Here is a 20,824-nt window from a genome sequence, read left to right as displayed (position 1 = left end):
CACTCTATGCTGCAATCGCGCATCATTATTTATCTGCCGGATAGCGAACTCGCTCATGATGCAAGCACAACAGTTCTCGCACGTAGTGCTTGACTGGTACCAACGCTATGGCCGCAAAACGCTGCCGTGGCAACTCGATAAAACGCCTTATCAAGTATGGCTCTCTGAGGTGATGCTGCAACAAACTCAGGTTGCCACCGTTATTCCTTATTTTCAGCGCTTTATGGCACGCTTTCCGAACGTGCGAGCCTTGGCCGAAGCGCCGCAGGATGAAGTCCTGCATCTGTGGACCGGGCTTGGCTATTATGCCCGCGCCAGAAACCTGCATAAAGCGGCGCAGACCATTGTCGCACAGCACGGCGGTGAGTTCCCGACAACCTTTGAAGAAATTGTCGCGCTGCCTGGCGTAGGCCGTTCAACTGCTGGCGCCATTCTCTCTCTGTCCCAGGGGCAGCACTACCCGATCCTAGACGGCAACGTCAAGCGCGTACTGGCCCGTTGCTATGCCATAGCTGGCTGGCCGGGCAAGAAAGAGGTGGAAAATCGCCTGTGGGAGATCAGCGAAGAGGTCACGCCGGCAAAAGGGGTTGGCCAGTTCAATCAGGCGATGATGGATCTGGGAGCGATGGTCTGCACCCGTAGCAAACCCAAATGTGAGCTATGCCCGCTCAATATCGGCTGCATCGCCAATGGCAACAGCAGTTGGGCCAACTACCCAGGCAAAAAACCCAAGCAAACCCTGCCGGAAAAAACCGCCTACTTCCTGATGCTACAACAGGGTGATGGCGTCTGGCTGGAACAGCGCCCAGGAACTGGCCTGTGGGGCGGACTATTCTGCTTCCCACAGTTTAGCGCGCGGATCGATCTTGAACTCTGGCTGCAACAACGCGGCCTGCAAGGTAGCCGTTTAGAGCAAATGACCGCCTTCCGCCACACCTTCAGCCATTTCCATCTGGATATTGTGCCTATGTGGCTGAACATCGACAAAGCGGGTAGCGCCATGGATGCGGGTTCCGGTCTCTGGTATAACTTAACGCAGCCCCCTTCGGTCGGGCTGGCCGCGCCGGTTGAGCGCCTGCTACAGCAGTTGGCCAAACAGTCCCCGACCCAACCCGGTTTATTTGGCAACAGCGCCATTGACGAGGAATTAGCATGAGCAGAACCATTTTTTGTACCTTCCTGCAGCGTGACGCCGATGGGCAAGACTTTCAGCTCTATCCAGGGGAAGTCGGCAAGCGCATCTACAACGAAATCTCCAAGGAAGCCTGGGGAGAATGGATGAAGAAGCAGACCATGCTGATCAACGAGAAAAAGCTCAACATGATGAACGTGGATGACCGCAAACTGCTGGAACAAGAGATGGTCCGCTTCCTGTTCGAAGGGCATGAGGTCCACATCGAAGGCTATACGCCACCGAGCGAATAAGATTTTCCGGGCCAGGCGCTGGCCCTTTCCCCCTGTTTAATTCTTCGCGTATACGGCTTTAACAAGATGAAGAAAATGTTAGCTTTGCTAGTGATAGCGCCTTTGCTGATCTCCTGTTCTGGCAAAAAAAACGACGTGGTCAGTGAAGCCTATGTCAAAGACACCAACGCCTTTGATATTTTGATGGGCCAATTTGCCCACAATATCGAGAACATCTGGGGACTGAGCGAAGTTCTGATTGCCGGGCCAAAGGACTACGTCAAATATACCGATCAATATCAGACCCGTAGCCACATCAACTTTGATTCGGGCACCATCACTATCGAAACCATCGCCACCACCGATCCTGCTGCTCATCTGCGCCAGGCGGTGATCAGCACCCTGTTGATGGGTGACGATCCAGGCTCGATCGACCTCTATTCCGACGCCAATGATATCCAGATCAGCAAAGAGCCGTTCCTGTATGGCCAGGTGCTGGATAACAAGGGCCAACCCATCCGCTGGGAATGGCGGGCGGCGCACTTCGCCGACTATCTGCTGCAAAACAAGCTAAAAAGACGCACATCGGGCTTGCACGTGATCTACTCGGTGACGATGCAACTGGTGCCTAACCACCTGGATAAACGTGCACACAAATATCTGCCGATGGTTCGCCAGGCGTCTGAGAAATACGGCGTCGAAGAGTCGCTGATCCTGGCGATTATGCAGACCGAATCCAGCTTCAACCCGTATGCGGTAAGCGGTTCCGACGCGCTGGGCCTGATGCAGGTGGTGCAGCATACCGCCGGTAAAGACGTGTTCCAAAGCAAAGGTAAATGGGGCACACCAAGCCGCAGCTACCTGTTTGATCCGGAGAACAACATCGATACCGGTACTGCCTATCTGGCGATCTTGCAGAACAACTACCTGGGCGGCATTCAGAACCCGACCTCACGCCGTTATGCGGTGATCACCGCTTACAACGGAGGGGCTGGTAGCGTGTTGCGGGTGTTCAATAGTGACAAAGCGAAGGCGGTAACCATCATCAACAGCATGCAGCCTGGTGATATTTATCAGACTTTGACCACCAAGCATCCGGCGGGTGAATCGCGCCGTTATCTGGTGAAGGTGAACAATGCACAGAAAAACTACCGGCGGAAGTAATCGTTGGTGGGAAAATACGGGGCTGGGGGGAGACATGTTTCCCCTCACCCTAACCCTCTCCCACAGGGAGAGGGGACCGACCGTGCTAGATCTTAGCTACGGCATTCATCCTCAACATCACCTTGTTACAGATTAACGTCCACACCTGGGTACGGTGCAATGGCGAACGCCGAACTGGGGCCAAATAACGGGCTTCATTGCTTAATCATATAGCCAAAAATCCGTTTCCAGCCGTGATCTTTCTTCTCGATATACACGCCCTGCAGCTCCGGTGAGAAGCCAGGTAAGCGGTTGATGCCCTCCTCCAGTGCCAGGAAGTAACGCTGTACCGCACCGCCCCACACTTCGCCTGGCACCACGCACAACACGCCCGGTGGATAAGGTAAGGCACCTTCCGCCGCGATGCGCCCTGCTGCCTGGGCGATCGGCACCAGCTCAGCGTTGTCACGGATAAACTCGACGTTGGCATCCTGCGGATTCATCATCACCGGCGGGAAATGATCCTGACGGAACATCTCTTTTTGCAACTGCTTCACGTCGAAGCTGACGTACAAATCGTGCATCTCCTGGCAAAGTTGACGAAGGGTGTAGCCTGCATAACGCTGCTGATTCTTGCGATAAACCGTCGGCAAGACCTCACTCAGTGGCGCATCTGCTTCGACGTATCGCTCGAACTGCACCAGCATATCCACCAGATGATCCATTTTCGCCGGGTTCTCCGCCGGGGTGAGCAGGAACAGGATCGAGTTGAGATCGCACTTCTCCGGCACGATGCCGTTCTCACGCAGGAAGTTGGCCAGAATGGTGGCTGGGATACCGAACTCGGTGTACTGACCAGTGGCCGCATCAATCCCCGGCGTGGTCAGCAGCAACTTGCAAGGATCGACCAGATACTGCCCCTGCGCATAACCGGCAAAGCCGTGCCATTGCTCACCCGGTACAAAGTTGAAGAAGCGTGCGTCGTTGGCGATCAGGTCAGTATCGTAGTCCTGCCAGTTCTTGCCTGCCACCTGCGGTGGAATAAAGGGCCGCAGCTGCGAGCAGCGTGCCAACAGTTGTTTACGCGTGTCGATCCCCAGCTTGACGCACTCCATCCACATGCGGCGGCCAGCGGCACCGGCATGCATCTTGGCGTTGACGTCCAGCGCGGCAAACAGCGGATAAAACGGGCTGGTTGAGGCATGCAGCATAAACGCATTGTTGAGATGCTTATGGTTGCAGTGGCGCTTCTGGCCTTTAATGTGATCGTCTTTCTTGTGGATCTGCGAAGTCTGCGAGAACCCGGCCTGCTGCTTATGCACCGATTGCGTGACGAAAATACCCGGATCGTGCTCATCCAATTCCAGCAGCAACGGCGAGCACTCCTTCAGCATCGGGATAAAGCCTTCATACCCCACCCAGGCCGAATCAAACAGGATGTAATCGCACAGATGGCCGATGGTGTCGATCACCTGACGGGCGTTGTAAATGGTACCGTCATAGGTGCCGAGCTGGATGATCGCCAGGCGGAAAGGCCGTGTCGCAGCGGCCTTTTCCGGGGCTACATGGCGGATTTGCTCGCGCAGGTAAGCTTCATCAAAGCATTGGGAATCGATGCCGCCGATAAAACCAAACGGGTTACGCGCGGTTTCGAGATACACCGGCGTCGCCCCAGCCTGGATCAACGCGCCGTGGTGATTGGATTTATGGTTATTGCGATCGAACAGCACCAGATCGCCACGCGTCAGCAGCGCGTTGGTCACCACTTTATTGGATGCCGAAGTGCCGTTCAGCACGAAGTAGGTTTTATCGGCGTTGAACACTTTCGCCGCATGTTTTTGCGCATCCTTGGCCGAGCCTTCGTGGATCAGCAGATCGCCCAGCTTCACATCGGCGTTGCACATGTCCGAACGGAAAATCGTTTCGCCGTAAAACTCGAAAAACTTGCGCCCTGCCGGGTGTTTGCGGAAAAACTCGCCGCCCTGATGGCCCGGGCAGGCAAAGGTTGAGTTCTCCATTTCCACGTAGGTTTTCAGCGTTTTGAAGAACGGCGGTAACAGCGCCTGCTCGTAGGCATCGGCGGCGGCCTCCAACTGCGCCATGTAAAACGCTTTGGTCGCGGCAGCCAAGGCAAATACGCCAGTAATCAACGGCAGGTGATCCGGGGAAAGCTGTTCATCCCCCTCAACGGCTACAAACGTCGGGATCTCAAAGCCGGTCGCTTTAAGCGTTGCCAGAATACCGGCATCCACATCGCTAACGGAGACCACGGCCGCCGCCACATCGGTATAGTCAGTCTGCCCCACGCGCACAATTTCGCGCAGGGTTTCAATGCTGGCTACCAGGCTGGCGCTGGTTGCTATCTTCAATTCTTTCATCATGCTGAGTCTCAAACGGTTAAGGATGAGGGTGTGCCACTGGGCACATAATGAGATAACCCTGGTTATCCCGGCAAAGTGATGAGCCAAGGCGCAACCATGACCGGCCGATGCGGGTAGGCATCAGACAACTATCGGGGACTGGGATCGGCAGCGTCCGATAGACATCAGTAAAATCAGAGCCGCAGCTCTATTTTTAATCATGCCTAACAGCGAGCATTGGCTAGCTTTACCGCATAACGGGCAGCGGCGTTCGCATAAATGGCGTTAAGGATACATGGAGTGATGGCATCATCAGACGTCTGGAGCGCAGCTGCGCTGAGGTGGTTAAACCCGTCATGCCTGTACTCCTCTGTGATGAAGTGGGGAATTCGCGCAATGATTACACGTTTTTTTCGAGGGTTCAAGCCGGTTAATAGTTACTATTAATGCATAATTATTTATTGATACCGTGTGGGTTTCCCCACACGGCCAGGCAGGCGTTGATTAGAACAGGTTGAACTTGTAATCCACCTGCAGTTCGATCGAGTGGTTCTGAGCGCGCATCGGCTTGCCATCCGAGGTCAGCTTCGGCTGGTTGCTCTGGCTCTGGCTCTGGTAGTTCCAGGATGGGCCACCGGACAGCTGTACTGCCAGGTTTTTCAGTGCAGGCTGTGACGGCGTCCAGCGGGAGTAAACCAGGGTTTCACCACGCTCAATGCTATGGCCTCGGTACTTCATCCCCCAGCCATAGTTGGTGACCATCCCCAGCTCAACCTCTGGCGTAACGGCATAGCCGAAGGTCCAGGCCAGCATCTTTTCCTTATCGCCCACATAGTCGTTACCCCAACTGTCGGCCATCGAGTTAAAGGTGCCGCGGCTGTGCTTGGCCAGGTGCCACTCAAAGCGCCCTAACCCGTTGCCATTATCGAGTGAGGCACGGGTGTATGAAGCCCCAACCTTGTGCTTCCAACGCTCGGCACGCCATTCGGCGTACATCGCATAATGGTAGGCATCGTCATCGAACGTCTTGTGACGGGTGGACATGCGGGTCCAGTCTTGCAGACCATGGTTGTAATACACCTGGCTGGCAAACTTGAGGCGATTTTCCGCCCAGGACGCCGGTTGCCACCCCAGTTCCACCCCGTGGCGTTGCATATAGTTATGGCTTTCACCCAGGAAATAGAGTGCGCTATAGCCGTGATCGCTATAGCTCAATTCACCGGTCGCAATGCTGCTGATCTCCTTTTTATCCGCAGTGAGGAAATGGATCTTATCCGGAGAATCCCTGTCGCTATAACGGGTCACGTAGGCACCGCGTACCCGTACTGGCCCGGTAGCCGCTTCACCACGCAAGCCCAGATAGGTACTTGGAATAGCGCGCGTGGAGTTATTGAGTGCGCCCCATTTTTTAATCTGCTGCCAACCGGAATAAAGGTGCAGATAGGTGTCATCATCACCCAAACGCCCTTTCAGGTAGAGCTGACCCATCTTGTTGAAACCTTTCGCCTGGCCGTTGTCGTTATACAACACGCTACGGCCCCAGAAATCATCGCTGGCGGCCAGCTTAATCACGCCATAATAAGAAGCGTCCACTCCCAATATATCTGCAAAATAGCCGGACTGATAATCAAGCGTGATCCCCTGCCCCCAGGCCGTTTGGATGGAGCGTTCCCCATAATCCTCGGTGCTTAAATTTTTAAACACGTTACGGAAAGAAAGATCTGCGTGACTATCATTAATAAAACTTGAGAAGAGATGATCGCTTACCTTTATTTCCTCTGCACTGAGGGGTAAAGAGAACATCAGTGCAAACAATGCAATAGGCTTTTTTATTTTAAATTTATTGATTTGATACATAGAAAAATCCCGTTTTCTATCTACTCACCCAGAACTATTTTAATTAAATGATTTCTAGATAATGTTGGAAGTGTTTCACCCCGCAACCAGGGTGAAACACGGCTAATATTATTATTCTGTAATAATGGTATGGATCAGTTTTGGTGCTTGCGCCTTATCGGCAAGGGTGATGCTGTCATAGATTTTCGCCATGACGTTCGCCACATCCGGGCGGTTGGCATGGATCGTCACCAGTGAGTCACCGATGGCGACCCGATCGCCGACTTTTTTATGCATAATCAGGCCCACGGCCAGATCGATGTCATCTTCCTTGGTGGCACGACCGGCACCGAGCAACATGGCTGCCACGCCGATTTCATCGGCCACAATATTGGCTACCACACCCGCCTGCTTGGCCGGAACCTCAATCAGGTATTTAGCCTGCGGCAGCTTCTCTGGATGATCCACCATTGAAGCATCGCCGCCCTGGTTGGCCAGGAAGTCACGGAACTTGGCCAACGCCTTGCCGTTATCAATCACCTCTTGCAGCATGGCGCGCGCAGCCGGTAACGAATCGGCCTTCTTCGCCAGCACGACCATTTGGCTACCCAACTGCATGACCAGTTCGGTCAGATCTTCCGGGCCTTCGCCACGCAGCGTATCGATGGCTTCCTTCACTTCCAGCGCATTACCGATGGCGTAGCCCAAGGGCTGCGACATATCGGAGATCACCGCCATGGTATTACGGCCCACGTGGTTACCAATGCGCACCATCGCCGTGGCCAACTCGACGGCATCTTCAGTGGTTTTCATAAACGCACCGGCACCGGTTTTCACGTCCAACACGATGGCATCGGCACCCGCCGCAATCTTCTTGCTCATGATCGAACCGGCGATCAGCGGAATGGAGTTCACCGTGCCGGTCACATCACGCAGCGCATACAGCTTCTTATCCGCCGGGGTCAGGTTACCGGTCTGGCCAATCACCGCCACCTTGTCGCGGTTCACCAGCTCGATAAACTGTTTGCTGGAGATTTCCACATGGAAACCGGCCACCGCTTCCAACTTATCGATAGTGCCGCCGGTATGCCCCAGGCCACGGCCAGACATCTTCGCCACCGGGATATCCAGCGCCGCTACCAGCGGTGCCAGCACCAGCGTGGTGGTATCACCCACGCCGCCGGTGGAGTGCTTGTCTACCTTGACGCCTTCGATCGCCGAGAGATCGATTACGTCACCGGAGTTCACCATCGACATCGTCAGATCGGCACGCTCACGGTCGTTCATATCCTGAAAGAAGATCGCCATCGCCAGCGCACTGGCCTGGTAATCCGGAATATCTCCCCGGGTGTAGCCGTTAACAAAAAACTCGATCTCTTGCGTAGTCAGCTCTTTTCCATCGCGCTTTTTGGCGATGATATCAACCATTCTCATTGTCATTCCCCGGATCTTTATTTCTGTAAGTCGATCTTGTAAACGGCAAAGCCGATATCGTCTTTTCCTACCAACGCCATTGGATGCTGTGCGGACTGTTTGATGTAATCAGCCGCATTCTGGCTTGGTGAGGTCTCGATGCGGATATCCAACGGCTTATCCGCAGTAATTTGCGCGATCCGCCAGTTGTTTTTTACCTCTGGCTTATATGCGCCATGCTGTTTGGTCTGCTCGGAGATGTAGTTGGCCACGATAGTGCGCACTTCATCCGGCGAGGAGATAACGATATTTTTTTCACCCGTGCCGGCGAACTTGCCGGTAAATGCCCGGTAATTGTTCACGGCAACCAGGAATGGCGCATCTGCTACCACCGGCTTACCCTTATAGGTCAGCGACTTGATACGCTGGGCCTGTGGATTGATCACATTGCAATCCACGTCATAACGCGCAGGCTGGGTCACGTCGATCTGATAGCTCAGATCGTCAAACATATCGAAGTTGTAGGCCCGGAAACCGTTCCAGTTGAGCAGTGACTGTGGCTTATCGCTTTTCACGTCGATCTGGTTGTACATGCCCGCAGAGCACTCCAACCACTCTTTCAGATCGCTGCCTTTCACTTTGACTGCCGCCAGCGTGTTGGAATACTGGTAAAGATCGGCCGCGTTACGGAAGCTCAGAGGCCCTTTACGCATATCAACGAAGGCCGCCGGGTCATTCTTCCTGCCACCCGCCTTGAACGGTGCCGCAGCAGAAAGAACCGGGATATCAGCCAGATCTGGATCGCCCTGAATAAAGTGTTCAACGTAGGCTTTCTGCGCCGCACGGATGATCTGGATGGCCGAGGAGTCCTGCACTAATGACAGATAGGTATTGGTGTCTTCGGCAATGGTGCCAATCGGCTTGTTAACGAATTCACGGGTGTCGTTATGCGCCTGCTCCAGCGTTTTCACCAGCGTAGCCTTGGCCTCGACCAGCGATTTGTCATTCTTCTTATCAAAAATTGGGCGGGCTTCTGCACGGCTGGAGACCACCTTCCACTTATTGGTTTCCCCTTCCAGCACCAGGTCGATCACCCCCAGGTTATCCGCCCAGTGGCCCGGCATGACTGCGGGTACGCCATTAACCGTACCCTTTTCAAGATCTACCCCAGGAATAGCGGCGAAATCCTTGCTTGGGAAAATACCGTGAGAGTGGCCAAAGGTAATGGCATCGATGCCTGGAACCTGCGTGAGGTAGTAGACCGAATTTTCTGCCAGCGCCTTGTAAGGATCGGCAGAGATGCCGGAGTGGGCGATAGCAATCACGATATCCGCCCCTTCTTTACGCATCTGTGGCACCAGTTCCCTGGCAGTTTCGGTAATATCTTTGGCGACCACCTTGCCCGACAGCTTGTCCTTGTCCCACAGCACAATCTGTGGCGGTACGAAGCCGATATAACCGATGCGCAGCTTATGCTCTTTACCCTCGGTATCTTTTACCGGCGTGTCCACGATCAGGTACTGTTTGAAATAAGGCTTGTTGGTCTTGGCGTCATAGACGTTGGCGTTGATGTACGGGAATTTGGCCCCGCTAATCGCCATTTTCAGGTAATCCAGCCCGTAGTTGAACTCGTGGTTGCCCAGGCTGCCGACTGCATAATCGAGGGTGTTCATCGCCTGATAAACCGGATGCACATCGCCCTTCTTCAGGTTGGCAGCGGCATAGTCCGCCATCGGGCTACCCTGGATGATATCGCCGTTATCGACCAGCACGCTGTTGGTCGCTTCTGCGCGGGCAGCATCAATCAAAGTGGCCGCTCTCACCAAACCGTACTGAGCGGTGGCTTTATCTTTGTAATAGTCATAATCCATCATGTTGCCGTGAACGTCGGTGGTTTCCATGATACGGAGATCCACCGTTGCGGCATGCGCAGCGCCTGTAACCAACAGGGCCAATAATGATAGCTTGAGGGGAGAAGTCATTTTCATCACATATTCCTTATTGTTATAGCGGTAGCAGGCCACAACCTCTTGATGTGGCCTTGAGCTAATTAAAAGAAGAAACCTACGACGGCGGCGTTCAGGAAGCTGACCAGCGTGGAGCCGTAAAGCAGCTTCAGGCCAAAGCGGGCTGCGACATTACCTTGCTTGGAGTCCAACGCCTTGATGGCACCGACGATAATGCCGATAGAGGAGAAATTGGCGAACGACACCAGGAACACCGAGATAATCGCCATGGTACGTTCAGAGAAGTTGTAATCACCCTGTGACAGGTTGAGCATGGCAACAAATTCGTTGCTGACGATCTTGGTTGCCATCAGGCCACCGGCCTGCACCGCTTCATGCCACGGCACCCCCACCAGGAAAGCCAGTGGTGAGAACACATAACCCAATACCCCTTGGAAGGAAATGCCAAATGCAGCGGTGAATAGCGCGTTAGCCATGGTGATCAGCGCAATAAAGCCGATCAGCATCGCACCAACGATAATCGCTACCTTGAAGCCATCGAGGATGTATTCGCTCAGGACTTCGAAGAAGCTCTGCTTCTCCCCTTCAACGACATCCAGAATGTCTTCCTCAGGCTTGACCTGATAAGGGTTGATCAGCGACGCCATGATAAAGCCACCAAACAGGTTCAGCACCAAGGCAGTCACCACGTAGCGCGGATCAAGCATCACCATGTAAGCGCCCACAATCGCCATGGAGACCGTCGACATGGCAGAGGTACACAACGTATACAGGCGATGCTCCGGCAGCAGGCCGAGCTGTTTTTTCACCGAGATGAACACTTCAGACTGACCGAGGATCGCCGAAGCCACCGCGTTATAGGACTCTAAGCGCCCCATGCCGTTGACTTTGCTCAGCGCCAGGCCGATGTACTTGATGATAAAGCCCAGGATGCGCCAGTGCTGCAGAATGCCGATCAGCGCGGAGATAAATACGATGGGCAGCAAAACGGACAGGAAGAAAGAGATCTCGCCGTGATTCACCAAACCACCAAAGACGAAGTTAACCCCTTCGTTGGCATAGGAGAGCAAATTGCCAAATACCTCGGCGATCACGCCAATCACTTTATTGCCTACGTCGGTCTTAAGCAGCAGTGCGGTCATCAAAAACTGGCAGGCCAGCATGACGAAAATCGGACGATAGCGAATGTTTTTGCGATCGTTGCTCACTAAAAGTGCCAAAATACAGATAGTAACGATACACACTATCCCTATGATATATTTCATCTTTTCCCCAAAATTATCTGTGAACCTTAACGTTCTGTTGACCAGCCTTGTACCCTGGCACATGCCGGGAACTGATGATGTTATTATCGAAACATAACACAGACAATATGTTATTAAAGTTACACCGATCACATTTAAAAATGACAATAGCCTTAAAATACATACATGTAACATGTTGTACTTATCACTAACATTAACTTGATTAGGGAATAGGCAGGGGTGAACATTGTTGGGGCGAGTTTTTCGATCTCTGGTGTCGGGCGTTTTGGGGGAGAAGGGAGAATGCTGGCGCAGGAAGGTAGCCCTGCCCTTGCTTGAAATTAGAGCAATCGCTCGGCTTTGTGACAGAAACCCATTGACGACACAGGGCCAAATACGGTTTAATGCGCCCCGTTGCCCGGATAGCTCAGTCGGTAGAGCAGGGGATTGAAAATCCCCGTGTCCTTGGTTCGATTCCGAGTCCGGGCACCATCATTTAGAAAAACCCGCCTATGGCGGGTTTTTTGCTTTCTGACAGCGATCAAAGCGTTTCTATCACCCGGCGTAAAAGACGCACTCGGGGTTCGATGCTGGACAACTCCAGATATTCTGCCGGGCTATGGAAGCCAGCCCCAATTGGGCCAAAACCATCCAGTGAGGGAATATCAAGCGCGGCGGTATGGTTGGCATCAGAACCACCACCGACGGCCTGCCAGCGAACGTCAATATTCTCCAACCTACCCGCAGACTCCACCTTCGCCATCAGCTGTTCGGTTTTTGCTGAGGGTGACATGGCGGGCACATGAGCCTGCAATGTCACATTGAGGCGAACATCGGCAGTAAAGCAGTGAGGCGTAGGGGTTCGCATTAGCCGATCGACACGCTCAAATTCGTCGTTCTGCCAGAAGCGGACATCCACTATCGCTTGCGCGTGGTCCGCAACTACATTGGCCGCAGAACCTCCACTCACCACTCCAACGTTCAGGGTCGTCCCCAGTTGCGCATTGGCAAACTGATTAAGATGAAGTATCCAGTGGGCCATTTCATTGATTGCGGAACGCCCATTATCAGGATCGTTACCGGCGTGGGCGGCGACGCCGTGAAATTCCAGCTCGTAGCGGGCCATTCCCTTGCGAGCCTTGACCAGTGAGCCATCCGCACGGGCGGCCTCGCACACCAGCACGCAGCGGCTGCGTTTCGCCAGTGCGCCAATCCATTCATGTGAGTAAACCGACCCCGTCTCCTCATCAGGGTTCATGGCAATCGCGATAGAGAGACGCTCTTTCGCCTCTGCAGACAGTTCCCGCATTGCCCAAAGAATATTAAGGAGCCCGCTCTTCATATCCGCCACGCCGGGGCCATAGGCGCGATCCTCCTTGATGCTCATGGGGCGCATCGCTACGGTACCTACCGGGAAAACCGTATCCAGGTGACCTACCAGTAGCACATCAAAGTGTGGACTATTGGGTTTGTTGGCAGCAAAAACACCTGGCCCCACTTTGTCGCCAAGATCGACAATTTCGCTGTGCCAGCCGAGCTGCTGATATTTCTCATGCATATTGCCAGCAACGGTGGCAACTCCGTCCAGCGTATTGGTACCACAGTCCACATTAACCAAGGAGGCCAACTCTGCCAGATAGTCGTCTAATTGCATGGTGTTTCCCCTGTTCTTTTGTGCAGGCTGCGCATGCACTGAAATTAAATCAAGGGAGAGTACGATCTCGCACTCGCCCCGCAGGTCGCCGTGCCTCTAGATAAAAATGTGCATCAGCAACATGGCACCGAAGGCATTCAGTACCGAGATGGCTATCATCAACGGGATCAGTTTGGCGTTGGTGCCAATGACCCCAAGGATGCGTCCGGCATACTGGATCTGGGACCCCATCAGATAGATGGCCGGTGCCAGGATAGCCAAATGTTCTCCAGTCAGGATCCCGCTATCGAACAGGCTGACGGCTACGCCAATCCCACCGCCCATTGACATCCAGCCTCCGATCAGGACCGCTGCCGCCTCGCCCGGCAAGCCGAACAGCTGCATCAGGGGAGCAAAAATGAAAGCCAGCCCGTCCAGTGCGCCAGTAATGGTCAGCGCCTTGATCACCACAAAGGCCATCAGAACATTGGGCAAGGTACTGGTTGTGGCAATGGTCCAGCCTTTGCGCGCGCCAGCAACAAAAACATCGGTGATCATGGGTTTGGATTCAGTCGTCATGCTCATGGTGCTCTCCCTATGCCTTATGGATTTCAGAAGATGCGTTATCTTGACGACGCATTTTCAGCAACAAACGAAAAATATTCGCGCCAACGATTTTCATAAAAAACATGACGAGGATGCACAGGCCGATCGAGGCGGGAACAGCCAGGGTGCCGTCAGCGGCGACCAAAGTGAACAAAATGGCGCCGGAGGAGAAAAAGTTGGTGATCATTGCGCCTGCAGAAAACTGAAACATGGTGAAAACGTCTTTTTCATTCTCAGTAATCTGCGCCTCATCAGCCAGCTTGCGCGTCAGTGAGGCACCAACATCCGTGCTCTGCAAGCTGCCGATCAGTGCCAAACCTGTATTACCACGTAGTCCCAGCAACGGGCGCAACAGTGGGGTTAACAGTTTACGTGCTGCATTCAGCGCACCGTAGTGCTCCAGTACATTGATCATGCCAAGGGCAAACATGACAGCAGGTATCAGGCCGAAGGCGAAGAGAAAACCATCCATGGCACCATTACCGCCGGTACCACGAAAGGTACTGTTGGAAACGTTTAATGCCTCGTTGCTTTGAGTCACACCACTGACGACTCGTCCGAAAGACCCGTTCAATGTCGTGAAATCAAACACGCCATACCATTCTTTACCGCCGAGAAGCCCGGAAAAGAATACCATGGCAAAAAGTAGCGCCACGTAGGCTCCCCAGCGAACGGGAGCCATTTCTGTAGCAGAGGAGGTAATATTTTGTTGCTGTCCGCTCATGTTATTTCCTTATCAGAGTGTCACAAAATAACCCAGTGCCAGTCATAACAGCATCGGCTTATGAATAGTCTACTGTGTGTATTTTTTGTTCATGCGCATCCTGATGGCGATCAATAAATCCTGCACAAAGGAAAATTTAACTTATAAAACATGACGTTGTTGGCATTTTATTCTGTCCCAAATAACGATTTATTAATGAAATAATGACAAAATATGTGTAGTTATTACCGAATGTGTTCACAACATGGTCTGATTTAGTCTGCTCATAGCATTGCCAACGGGTGCATGACTTGACCAACAGTGTTGTGATTTTTTTATTAATTTTTAATGTTTTATTAAATTAGCAGACTCATAATTAGAGCTTGCATTTTCGCCTTGGCTTATGCACTGATGTGCGTCGGGTTAAGTTCCTACGCAGAAAAAAAGCCGAAAACCAGCATCAGGGACTAAATGATCTTATCTATATGATGATGTGACAGGATTGCCGCTGATGCTGGTTAGATATTGAGGGTTATGGATACATAGTATTCTATTTAATTACCTTTAGCTCACCGCCCAATCAGAGCTTTGCACCTTTTTCTACATAGCTCATATCGCCCAGTTTACCTACGGTAAATTCACGGTTTTTATAAGTAATCTGCGTAACGCTAGCATTAGACAGTGGGGCGACAATGGGTGTAGAGCTCATATCCGCTACCATGGCCAGAATGGCTGCGCCATGTGAAACCAGGAGTACGTTACCGCCCCCTTGAGCTGCCGTTTCCTCAGCAATAGTTTTTAGCTCTGATTGCATACGTGCTTTGACGGCGGCAAACGTTTCAGCCTCACCGCTGGTATCGACCAGAGCAACACCGCCGAACATCTTGGCAAATGGCAATTTCCCTTTGGCAAAATCACCGAATAGCGCTTTTTCCGACTCATAGCCAAGCTTGGTGGCGATTGCTCCCCACATATTGGCATCGAGATCGCCTTCGTAAATACCGAAGCAGAACTCACGCAATTTCTCGCTTTCAACGATGTCCAACTGCTGCCCTTTTGCGGCTAATATAATACGTGCAGTTTGACGCGCCCGCCCCAGATCGCTGGCATACACCTTTTTGAATTCAACATCCTTCAGCCCCTTGCCAAGTTGTTCAGCAACCGTAACGCCTGCGGCAGTCAACGGGGTATCTGCCCAACCCTGAACCCGATGTACGGTATTAAACATGGTTTTCCCATGGCGGGTTACATAAATGGTGACTGTATTATCACCGACTGTTTCAGCGTAAGCCAAGAGCGGGCTAAAAATAAGTGAAGACAATAGAGCAAGTAATAGTGAAAACCGTTTCATGGTTATTTCCTCAATGGTTATAGTTTGTATTATTGTTGGTCTTCCGCAGATGGATTATATATCCCCCTACATCAGACGAATAGTTTTAAACGCAAGCGGGTTATGCCGTACATCAGGCTAACCACGTTTTATTGGTCACTCACTCCATCAATAATTTCTTTTGCTGGTCGTTCATACCTCATCACTCTCTGTCGCGTTGCCGGGGTGCCAGCCTGTTGTATAAGCCGATCTTGAGGCAAAAAAAAACCTAAACCTCGGGTGGCGTGCTAACTAATAGCCAACACCACCCGAGGTTTAGGTTTTGCCTGTTAAACAGTAACAATCCTAATTTACAGTCCAATACGCTAACAGTTTGATAAATGAATGCAAGAACTCAAACCTATAAAAGTAGAAACTGTGATCAAATTAACGCTAAGCTGTTTTACACTGGCCAATAAGTCTTAACCAAAAGCTCCCACCAGGCAGAGAGGATCACATGAAAAACCAGCAAGTAAGCTTAAAAACCATCCCAGAGCCGCAAAAGGACTGCACTGGCGTGCCCGTTGCGCTAACGGATGAAACCATCCAACAAAGAAAAACCCACATCCTCAACAGGATGAAGCAGCGTGGGCTTGATCAACTGGTGATTTACTGTGATGTGGAGCACGGTGGTAATTTTGAATATCTGGTTGGCTTTTTCACCCGCTTTGAAGAAGCCTTATTGATTATCAACGCCGATGGCGAAATGACGCTAGTGCTAGGGAACGAGAATCTCAATAAGGTCAGCAAAGCGCGGATCCAAGCCAAGGCGGTACATCTATCTCAATTCTCACTGCCAAATCAACCCGGCAGAAGCGATAAGTCGATTAAAGAGCTGCTGGTTGAAGCCGGCATTCGGGAAAATGCCCGCACCGGCCTGGTTGGCTGGAAGATGTTTACCAACGGGCCTGAAATCGACAAGAAAATCTACGACCTCCCGTCATTTATTGTCGATACCCTCCGTAACATTGTCGGTGATGAGGCCTGTTTATCCAATGAGACCGACTTGTTTATCGGCGAGCATGGGGTAAGAACGGTCAATAATGCCAACGAGGTGGCTCACTATGAATATGGTGCCGCATTAGCCTCCGATTGCATTCTGGATGCCATGAATAAGCTGGCCCCGGGCGTCACAGAGCAAGCGTTAGGGGATTGCCTGGTGCGCTTTGGCCAGCACCCGAGTATCGTCACCATTGCGTCCAGCGGCCCACGCTTTATTAAAGGTAACCTGTTCCCAACCGACAACACCGTGAAGTACGGTGATACGATCTCTTTAACCGTAGGCTATCGCGGCGGGGCCTCCAGCCGGGCAGGCTATGCGGTCAATGCTAATGGTGAGTTATCAACAGAGGCGAAAAACTATCTGGATGCGGTCGCCAAGCCCTACTTCTCGGCCTATGCCCACTGGCTTGAAGTGATTAGCGTTGGCATGCGTGGCGGCGATCTGTTTGATCGCGTGGAAGCGGTCCTACCGCGCTCAAAGTACGGTTGGTCGCTGTGTCCAGGGCATTTGACCGCTGAAGAAGAGTGGATGTCTTCGCCCATTTATCAAGGCTCTCAGCAAAAGCTGTTGAGCGGCATGATCCTGCAGATTGATATTATCCCTTCAGTGCCCAACTTTGGTGGCGTTTCTGCCGAAAGCACCGTGCTACTGGCGGATGAACAGCTGAAGTTGGAGATCCAACAGCAGTATCCACAGCTGTGGCAGCGGATGCAGCAGCGTAGAAAATACCTGATCGAAACATTGGGGATAACGCTGTCAGCAGATATCTTGCCGATGTGCAGCACCGTTGCCTATTTGCGCCCTTATTTGCTGGACAAGGACAGTGCTTTTGTCTGCCAGAGCTGAGCGCGCCGCCATATCGCATACGGCTTTGGCAGAAAACGGCAACGATTAAATCAGGCCAACAAAGTGTCAAAGGCTAACGAAAACAGTGCGGTGTCATAAGATGTTGAGGCGCTGGATAATACATATTCCCCCCCAATGTCCTGTGAGTACAAGTACCACCGTTTTTCAGCAACATCGACGGTTAAGCCATTGGCAAAAGGGTGAGGTAAGGTAAACGTGGTCGGAGATAAAGCAAAACCCCGACCATCCGCTTTTATGATGGCTTCTTTCAACGACCACAGACGAAAGAAATCAACGTTTTCCCCCTGAACGAGTTGTGTAAACTCCTCAGGGGTGAGCACATCCTGGTAGTCACGTATGTCAATGGGGACTCTTTTTTCCACATCAACGCCGATATCCCCCTGCGTAGTATAGGCACATACGGCCCAGTCCCCCGCATGGGAAAGATTAAACCCCCCTTTCATTCCCATCACAGCAGGCTTGCCATAGCGGTTATAGTGCAGCCTGGGAAAATGACTTCCCTGATACCCAACATGTTTTTTTAATGCATAACGTAGCAGCATTCTCCCCAATAATGACCGGCGTTTATCGTCATCAAATCTAAACCGATCGAATAAGATCCGTTGGTCCCTATCAAGATAATCCCGCTGCGAATAAAGCAGTTCGCTGCTTAGCTCGTCAATACGAGAGCAGTAGATATAATTGGTCATGTTCTTTAACCCTTCACCGACAGCATGCTGGGCAGGTAATAGACCCCCTGCCCAGCGCCAAGAAAGAATTAGCGGATATGGCTAATCAACTCATCCTCCCTTTCTAGCAAGGTAAAGTGACTGGCTGCTATTTCAAACAGCTGTAGTTGGGCGATATTTTCAACACCAGTATCAATGTTGTTAAACCGATATTGCTGGTATTCCTCATTATCTATCTCCTCTGTCGCCTTAAACAGCACGATCTGCGTATGTTTTAACACGGCAGAAAGTGGCTGTGCATTCAACACCTTATCGCTTATGGCAACCGATTCGACATTATGTCTTAAATAATGTGGGATTTGTAACCGCTCCATCATAGAGTCCAGGTTAAAGGATGAATCATTACGCAGATAATGATCTTCGCTTAACAACCAGGTATCCAGCAGATAGACAGTGATCGCCTTAACCCCACGCGCTTCTAAATTGGCCGCGATCTCCAGTGCAATCTTCCCGCCCAACGACCAGCCCAATAAAGTGACCGGCTGGGTAATATCAAGCACGCGATCGATATGCTCCAGATAGAAACGTGCCAATTCATCAAGCCGCTCGACCTTCTGCTCGTGATAGAAGTTATATGAGTCAACCCCATAACAACAGTAACGCTCACTCAACCTATTGGCCAAGGATTGGTAGACCGAACAGTTCCCCATCCCAGGGTGAACCATAAACATCTGTGGTTTTTGCGTTACCGTACTAAATGGCACTATCACCTCAAAGGACTTCCCCTGAGCCTGTGCAATGGCTTGCGATAACTCGCTTAGGGTGCGCGCATTGATAATATCAAGCAGACGTATTTTAACCCTCAGCACCTGGTTAATCCGGTTGTTCAGCCTCATCGCCAGGATGCTGTTGCCGCCCAACGCAAAGAAGTTATCCTCCATGCTGATTGCCTCAAAGGAAACTTGCAGCGTATCGGCGAGTAACTCACACAGCGTTTTTTCAACCTTGTTTTCCGGTGCCACGTAGGTCACGGAATGGGTTATTTGCGGCTCAGGTAACAACCTTCTGTTCAGCTTACCGTTGGAGGTCACCGGCAGCGCCGTCAAATGAACAAATACGCCAGGTACCATATAATCTGGCAGGGTTTCCCGCAGATGAGCGCATAGCTTTTCGGTGGAAATTTCCTGCGCGGCAACATAATAAGCCACCAGATATTTATCGTTGCTGCCACGCTCACTGGCGATCACCACCGCATGATTAACGTCCGGATAACTGGCCAGGCGCGTTTCGATTTCTCCCAACTCAATACGGTAACCGCGCACTTTAACCTGGAAGTCATTGCGGCCCAGATATTGGATATTGCCATCGGCTAAATAGCGTACCACGTCGCCGGTTTTATACATCCGGCCATTGTAACCCCGTCGCTTTTCCTCACTGCCCTGGAATGGATTACTCAGGAAAACCTTATCTGTCAATGGCTTATTATTCACGTAACCTCTAGCAACACCGACGCCACCAATGAATAACTCGCCAATAGCCCCCGGTGGAATGGGTTGCATTTGTGCATTCAGCACGTAGGCGGAAGTATTGTCGATCGGCTTACCGATTAACACATCCTTGATGGAGCGTGCGTTACAGTCGTAGAACAGCACATCCACCGTCGCTTCCGTTGGGCCATAGAGATTGTGGATCTGGCAATGCGGCAGTAAGCGCTGGCATTTTCTGACTTCCCCCACGTTTAACGCCTCTCCGCTGCAAAACAGGTAGTTAAGGCTGCCCAGTTTTGCCTGCAACGCACTCTGCCCCTCCAGGGTTTCAAGGAATGCCGACAGCATTGAAGGAACGAAATGGAGCGTCGTGACCTGTTGCTGTTCAATCAGTTCTGCCAGATAGACATTATCTTTATAGGCCTCCTGCGAGGCAAAAACGGTACAGGCCCCGAACCAGTTAGCCCAGAACAGCTCCCACACTGAAACATCGAAGGTGTAGTTGGTCTTTTGCAAGATACGATCCTGCGCCGTGATCGGATATTGCTTGTGCATCCAGACAATACGGTTGATCACGCTGTGATGCTCTAGCATGACGCCTTTAGGATTGCCCGTGGTCCCGCTGGTATAGATGATGTAAGCCAAATCGGTAGACCGCACCGATGAAGGCTGGTTTTCGCCTGGGTAGCGGGCAATATCAGCTGACGTTTCCCGATCGGCGATATCAATGACGGTTCTGCCGGTTGCCGCTAGGGCAGCGGCTTTCTCATCGCCGGGGTGTGCCGTCAAGATGATATCAATACCGGCGTTGTCCAGCATATAGCTCACCCGGTCATCCGGTGCCAGCGGATCCAGTGGTACGTAAGCGCCCCCCGCCTTGAGAATGGCCAGTATCGCGACCTGCATATACTCAGAGCGGTTTAAACACAACGCCACCAGATCGCCAGTGCGGACAGCAAAGCGTTCTCTCAAGTAAACCGACAAGCGGTTAGCCCGTTCATTCAACTGCCGATAGGTCAGGCTCACCCCCTCAAACACCAGTGCGATATTCTCTGGGGTTCTTGCTACCTGCGCCTCGAACATTTCGTGGATCGTCATATCCCGTGGGTAATCGCATTCTG

At 52.0% G+C, this 20,824-nt stretch carries 15 protein-coding genes and 1 tRNA gene; 5 read left to right on the top strand and 11 right to left on the bottom strand.

Annotated elements, in window-relative coordinates; genetic code table 11:
• The first annotated feature begins 55 nt into the window (after window positions 1–55).
• From mutY to mltC, 3 genes are all read left to right on the top strand, one after another.
• Entirely contained in the window at window positions 56–1,156 is a 1,101-nt protein-coding gene (gene mutY, locus JHD74_RS11205) for an A/G-specific adenine glycosylase (protein WP_024528369.1), read from the top strand.
• Entirely contained in the window at window positions 1,153–1,425 is a 273-nt protein-coding gene (locus tag JHD74_RS11200) for an oxidative damage protection protein (protein ID WP_024484083.1), read from the top strand. The genes mutY and JHD74_RS11200 overlap by 4 nt, the downstream gene beginning before the upstream one ends.
• 66 nt (window positions 1,426–1,491) lie before the next feature.
• Entirely contained in the window at window positions 1,492–2,568 is a 1,077-nt protein-coding gene (gene mltC, locus JHD74_RS11195; protein WP_021806301.1) for a membrane-bound lytic murein transglycosylase MltC, read from the top strand.
• Window positions 2,569–2,762: 194 nt separating this feature from the next.
• On the opposite strand, the gene speF is transcribed toward mltC, so the two are convergent.
• The 5 genes from speF to JHD74_RS11170 all read right to left on the bottom strand — a co-directional run bounded on the left by speF (window position 2,763) and on the right by JHD74_RS11170 (window position 11,388).
• Entirely contained in the window at window positions 2,763–4,925 is a 2,163-nt protein-coding gene (gene speF, locus JHD74_RS11190) for an ornithine decarboxylase SpeF (RefSeq protein ID WP_199062748.1), read from the bottom strand.
• A 486-nt stretch (window positions 4,926–5,411) separates the two neighbouring features.
• Entirely contained in the window at window positions 5,412–6,710 is a 1,299-nt protein-coding gene (locus JHD74_RS11185; protein WP_233169508.1) for an OprD family outer membrane porin, read from the bottom strand.
• A 165-nt stretch (window positions 6,711–6,875) separates the two neighbouring features.
• Window positions 6,876–8,177, bottom strand: coding sequence for a pyrimidine-nucleoside phosphorylase (locus JHD74_RS11180; protein ID WP_199062727.1), 1,302 nt, complete (start codon window positions 8,175–8,177; stop codon window positions 6,876–6,878).
• A 17-nt stretch (window positions 8,178–8,194) separates the two neighbouring features.
• Entirely contained in the window at window positions 8,195–10,138 is a 1,944-nt protein-coding gene (locus JHD74_RS11175) for a bifunctional 2',3'-cyclic-nucleotide 2'-phosphodiesterase/3'-nucleotidase (protein WP_037434725.1), read from the bottom strand.
• Between the two features lie 68 nt (window positions 10,139–10,206).
• On the bottom strand, window positions 10,207–11,388 hold the full coding sequence (locus JHD74_RS11170) for a NupC/NupG family nucleoside CNT transporter (protein WP_074029613.1): 1,182 nt from the start codon (window positions 11,386–11,388) through the stop codon (window positions 10,207–10,209).
• Between the two features lie 395 nt (window positions 11,389–11,783).
• On the opposite strand from JHD74_RS11170, the gene JHD74_RS11165 reads away from it, so the two are divergent.
• Window positions 11,784–11,859, top strand: a tRNA-Phe gene (locus tag JHD74_RS11165).
• 49 nt (window positions 11,860–11,908) lie between these two features.
• Here JHD74_RS11165 and JHD74_RS11160 read toward each other — a convergent pair.
• The 4 genes from JHD74_RS11160 to JHD74_RS11145 all read right to left on the bottom strand — a co-directional run bounded on the left by JHD74_RS11160 (window position 11,909) and on the right by JHD74_RS11145 (window position 15,660).
• Window positions 11,909–13,021, bottom strand: coding sequence for a M20 family metallopeptidase (locus JHD74_RS11160; protein ID WP_199062726.1), 1,113 nt, complete (start codon window positions 13,019–13,021; stop codon window positions 11,909–11,911).
• A gap of 96 nt (window positions 13,022–13,117) precedes the next feature.
• Entirely contained in the window at window positions 13,118–13,579 is a 462-nt protein-coding gene (locus JHD74_RS11155; RefSeq protein WP_037434993.1) for a YjiG family protein, read from the bottom strand.
• 16 nt (window positions 13,580–13,595) lie between these two features.
• Entirely contained in the window at window positions 13,596–14,330 is a 735-nt protein-coding gene (locus JHD74_RS11150) for a nucleoside recognition domain-containing protein (protein WP_024529096.1), read from the bottom strand.
• A 559-nt stretch (window positions 14,331–14,889) separates the two neighbouring features.
• Window positions 14,890–15,660 (bottom strand): histidine phosphatase family protein, encoded by a 771-nt coding sequence (locus tag JHD74_RS11145; protein WP_199062725.1) that lies wholly within the window; start codon window positions 15,658–15,660, stop codon window positions 14,890–14,892.
• A gap of 475 nt (window positions 15,661–16,135) precedes the next feature.
• Here JHD74_RS11145 and JHD74_RS11140 point away from each other — a divergent pair, with 475 nt between their 5' ends.
• Window positions 16,136–17,527 (top strand): Xaa-Pro peptidase family protein, encoded by a 1,392-nt coding sequence (locus tag JHD74_RS11140; protein ID WP_199062724.1) that lies wholly within the window; start codon window positions 16,136–16,138, stop codon window positions 17,525–17,527.
• Window positions 17,528–17,577: 50 nt separating this feature from the next.
• Here JHD74_RS11140 and JHD74_RS11135 read toward each other — a convergent pair whose 3' ends face one another.
• Window positions 17,578–18,237, bottom strand: a complete 660-nt coding sequence (locus tag JHD74_RS11135; protein ID WP_074032072.1) for a 4'-phosphopantetheinyl transferase superfamily protein — start codon at window positions 18,235–18,237, stop codon at window positions 17,578–17,580.
• Window positions 18,238–18,305: 68 nt separating this feature from the next.
• On the bottom strand, window positions 18,306–20,824 hold a 2,519-nt coding region (locus JHD74_RS11130), incomplete at its 5' end, for an amino acid adenylation domain-containing protein (RefSeq protein WP_199062723.1).

This window comes from Serratia sp. ASV30 (assembly GCF_016428815.1).
In the GTDB taxonomy this organism is placed as follows: Bacteria; Pseudomonadota; Gammaproteobacteria; order Enterobacterales; family Enterobacteriaceae; genus Chania; species Chania fonticola_C.
The sequence above is the reverse complement of the archived record's forward strand: the minus strand, read 5'-3'. Positions and strand labels throughout refer to the sequence as shown.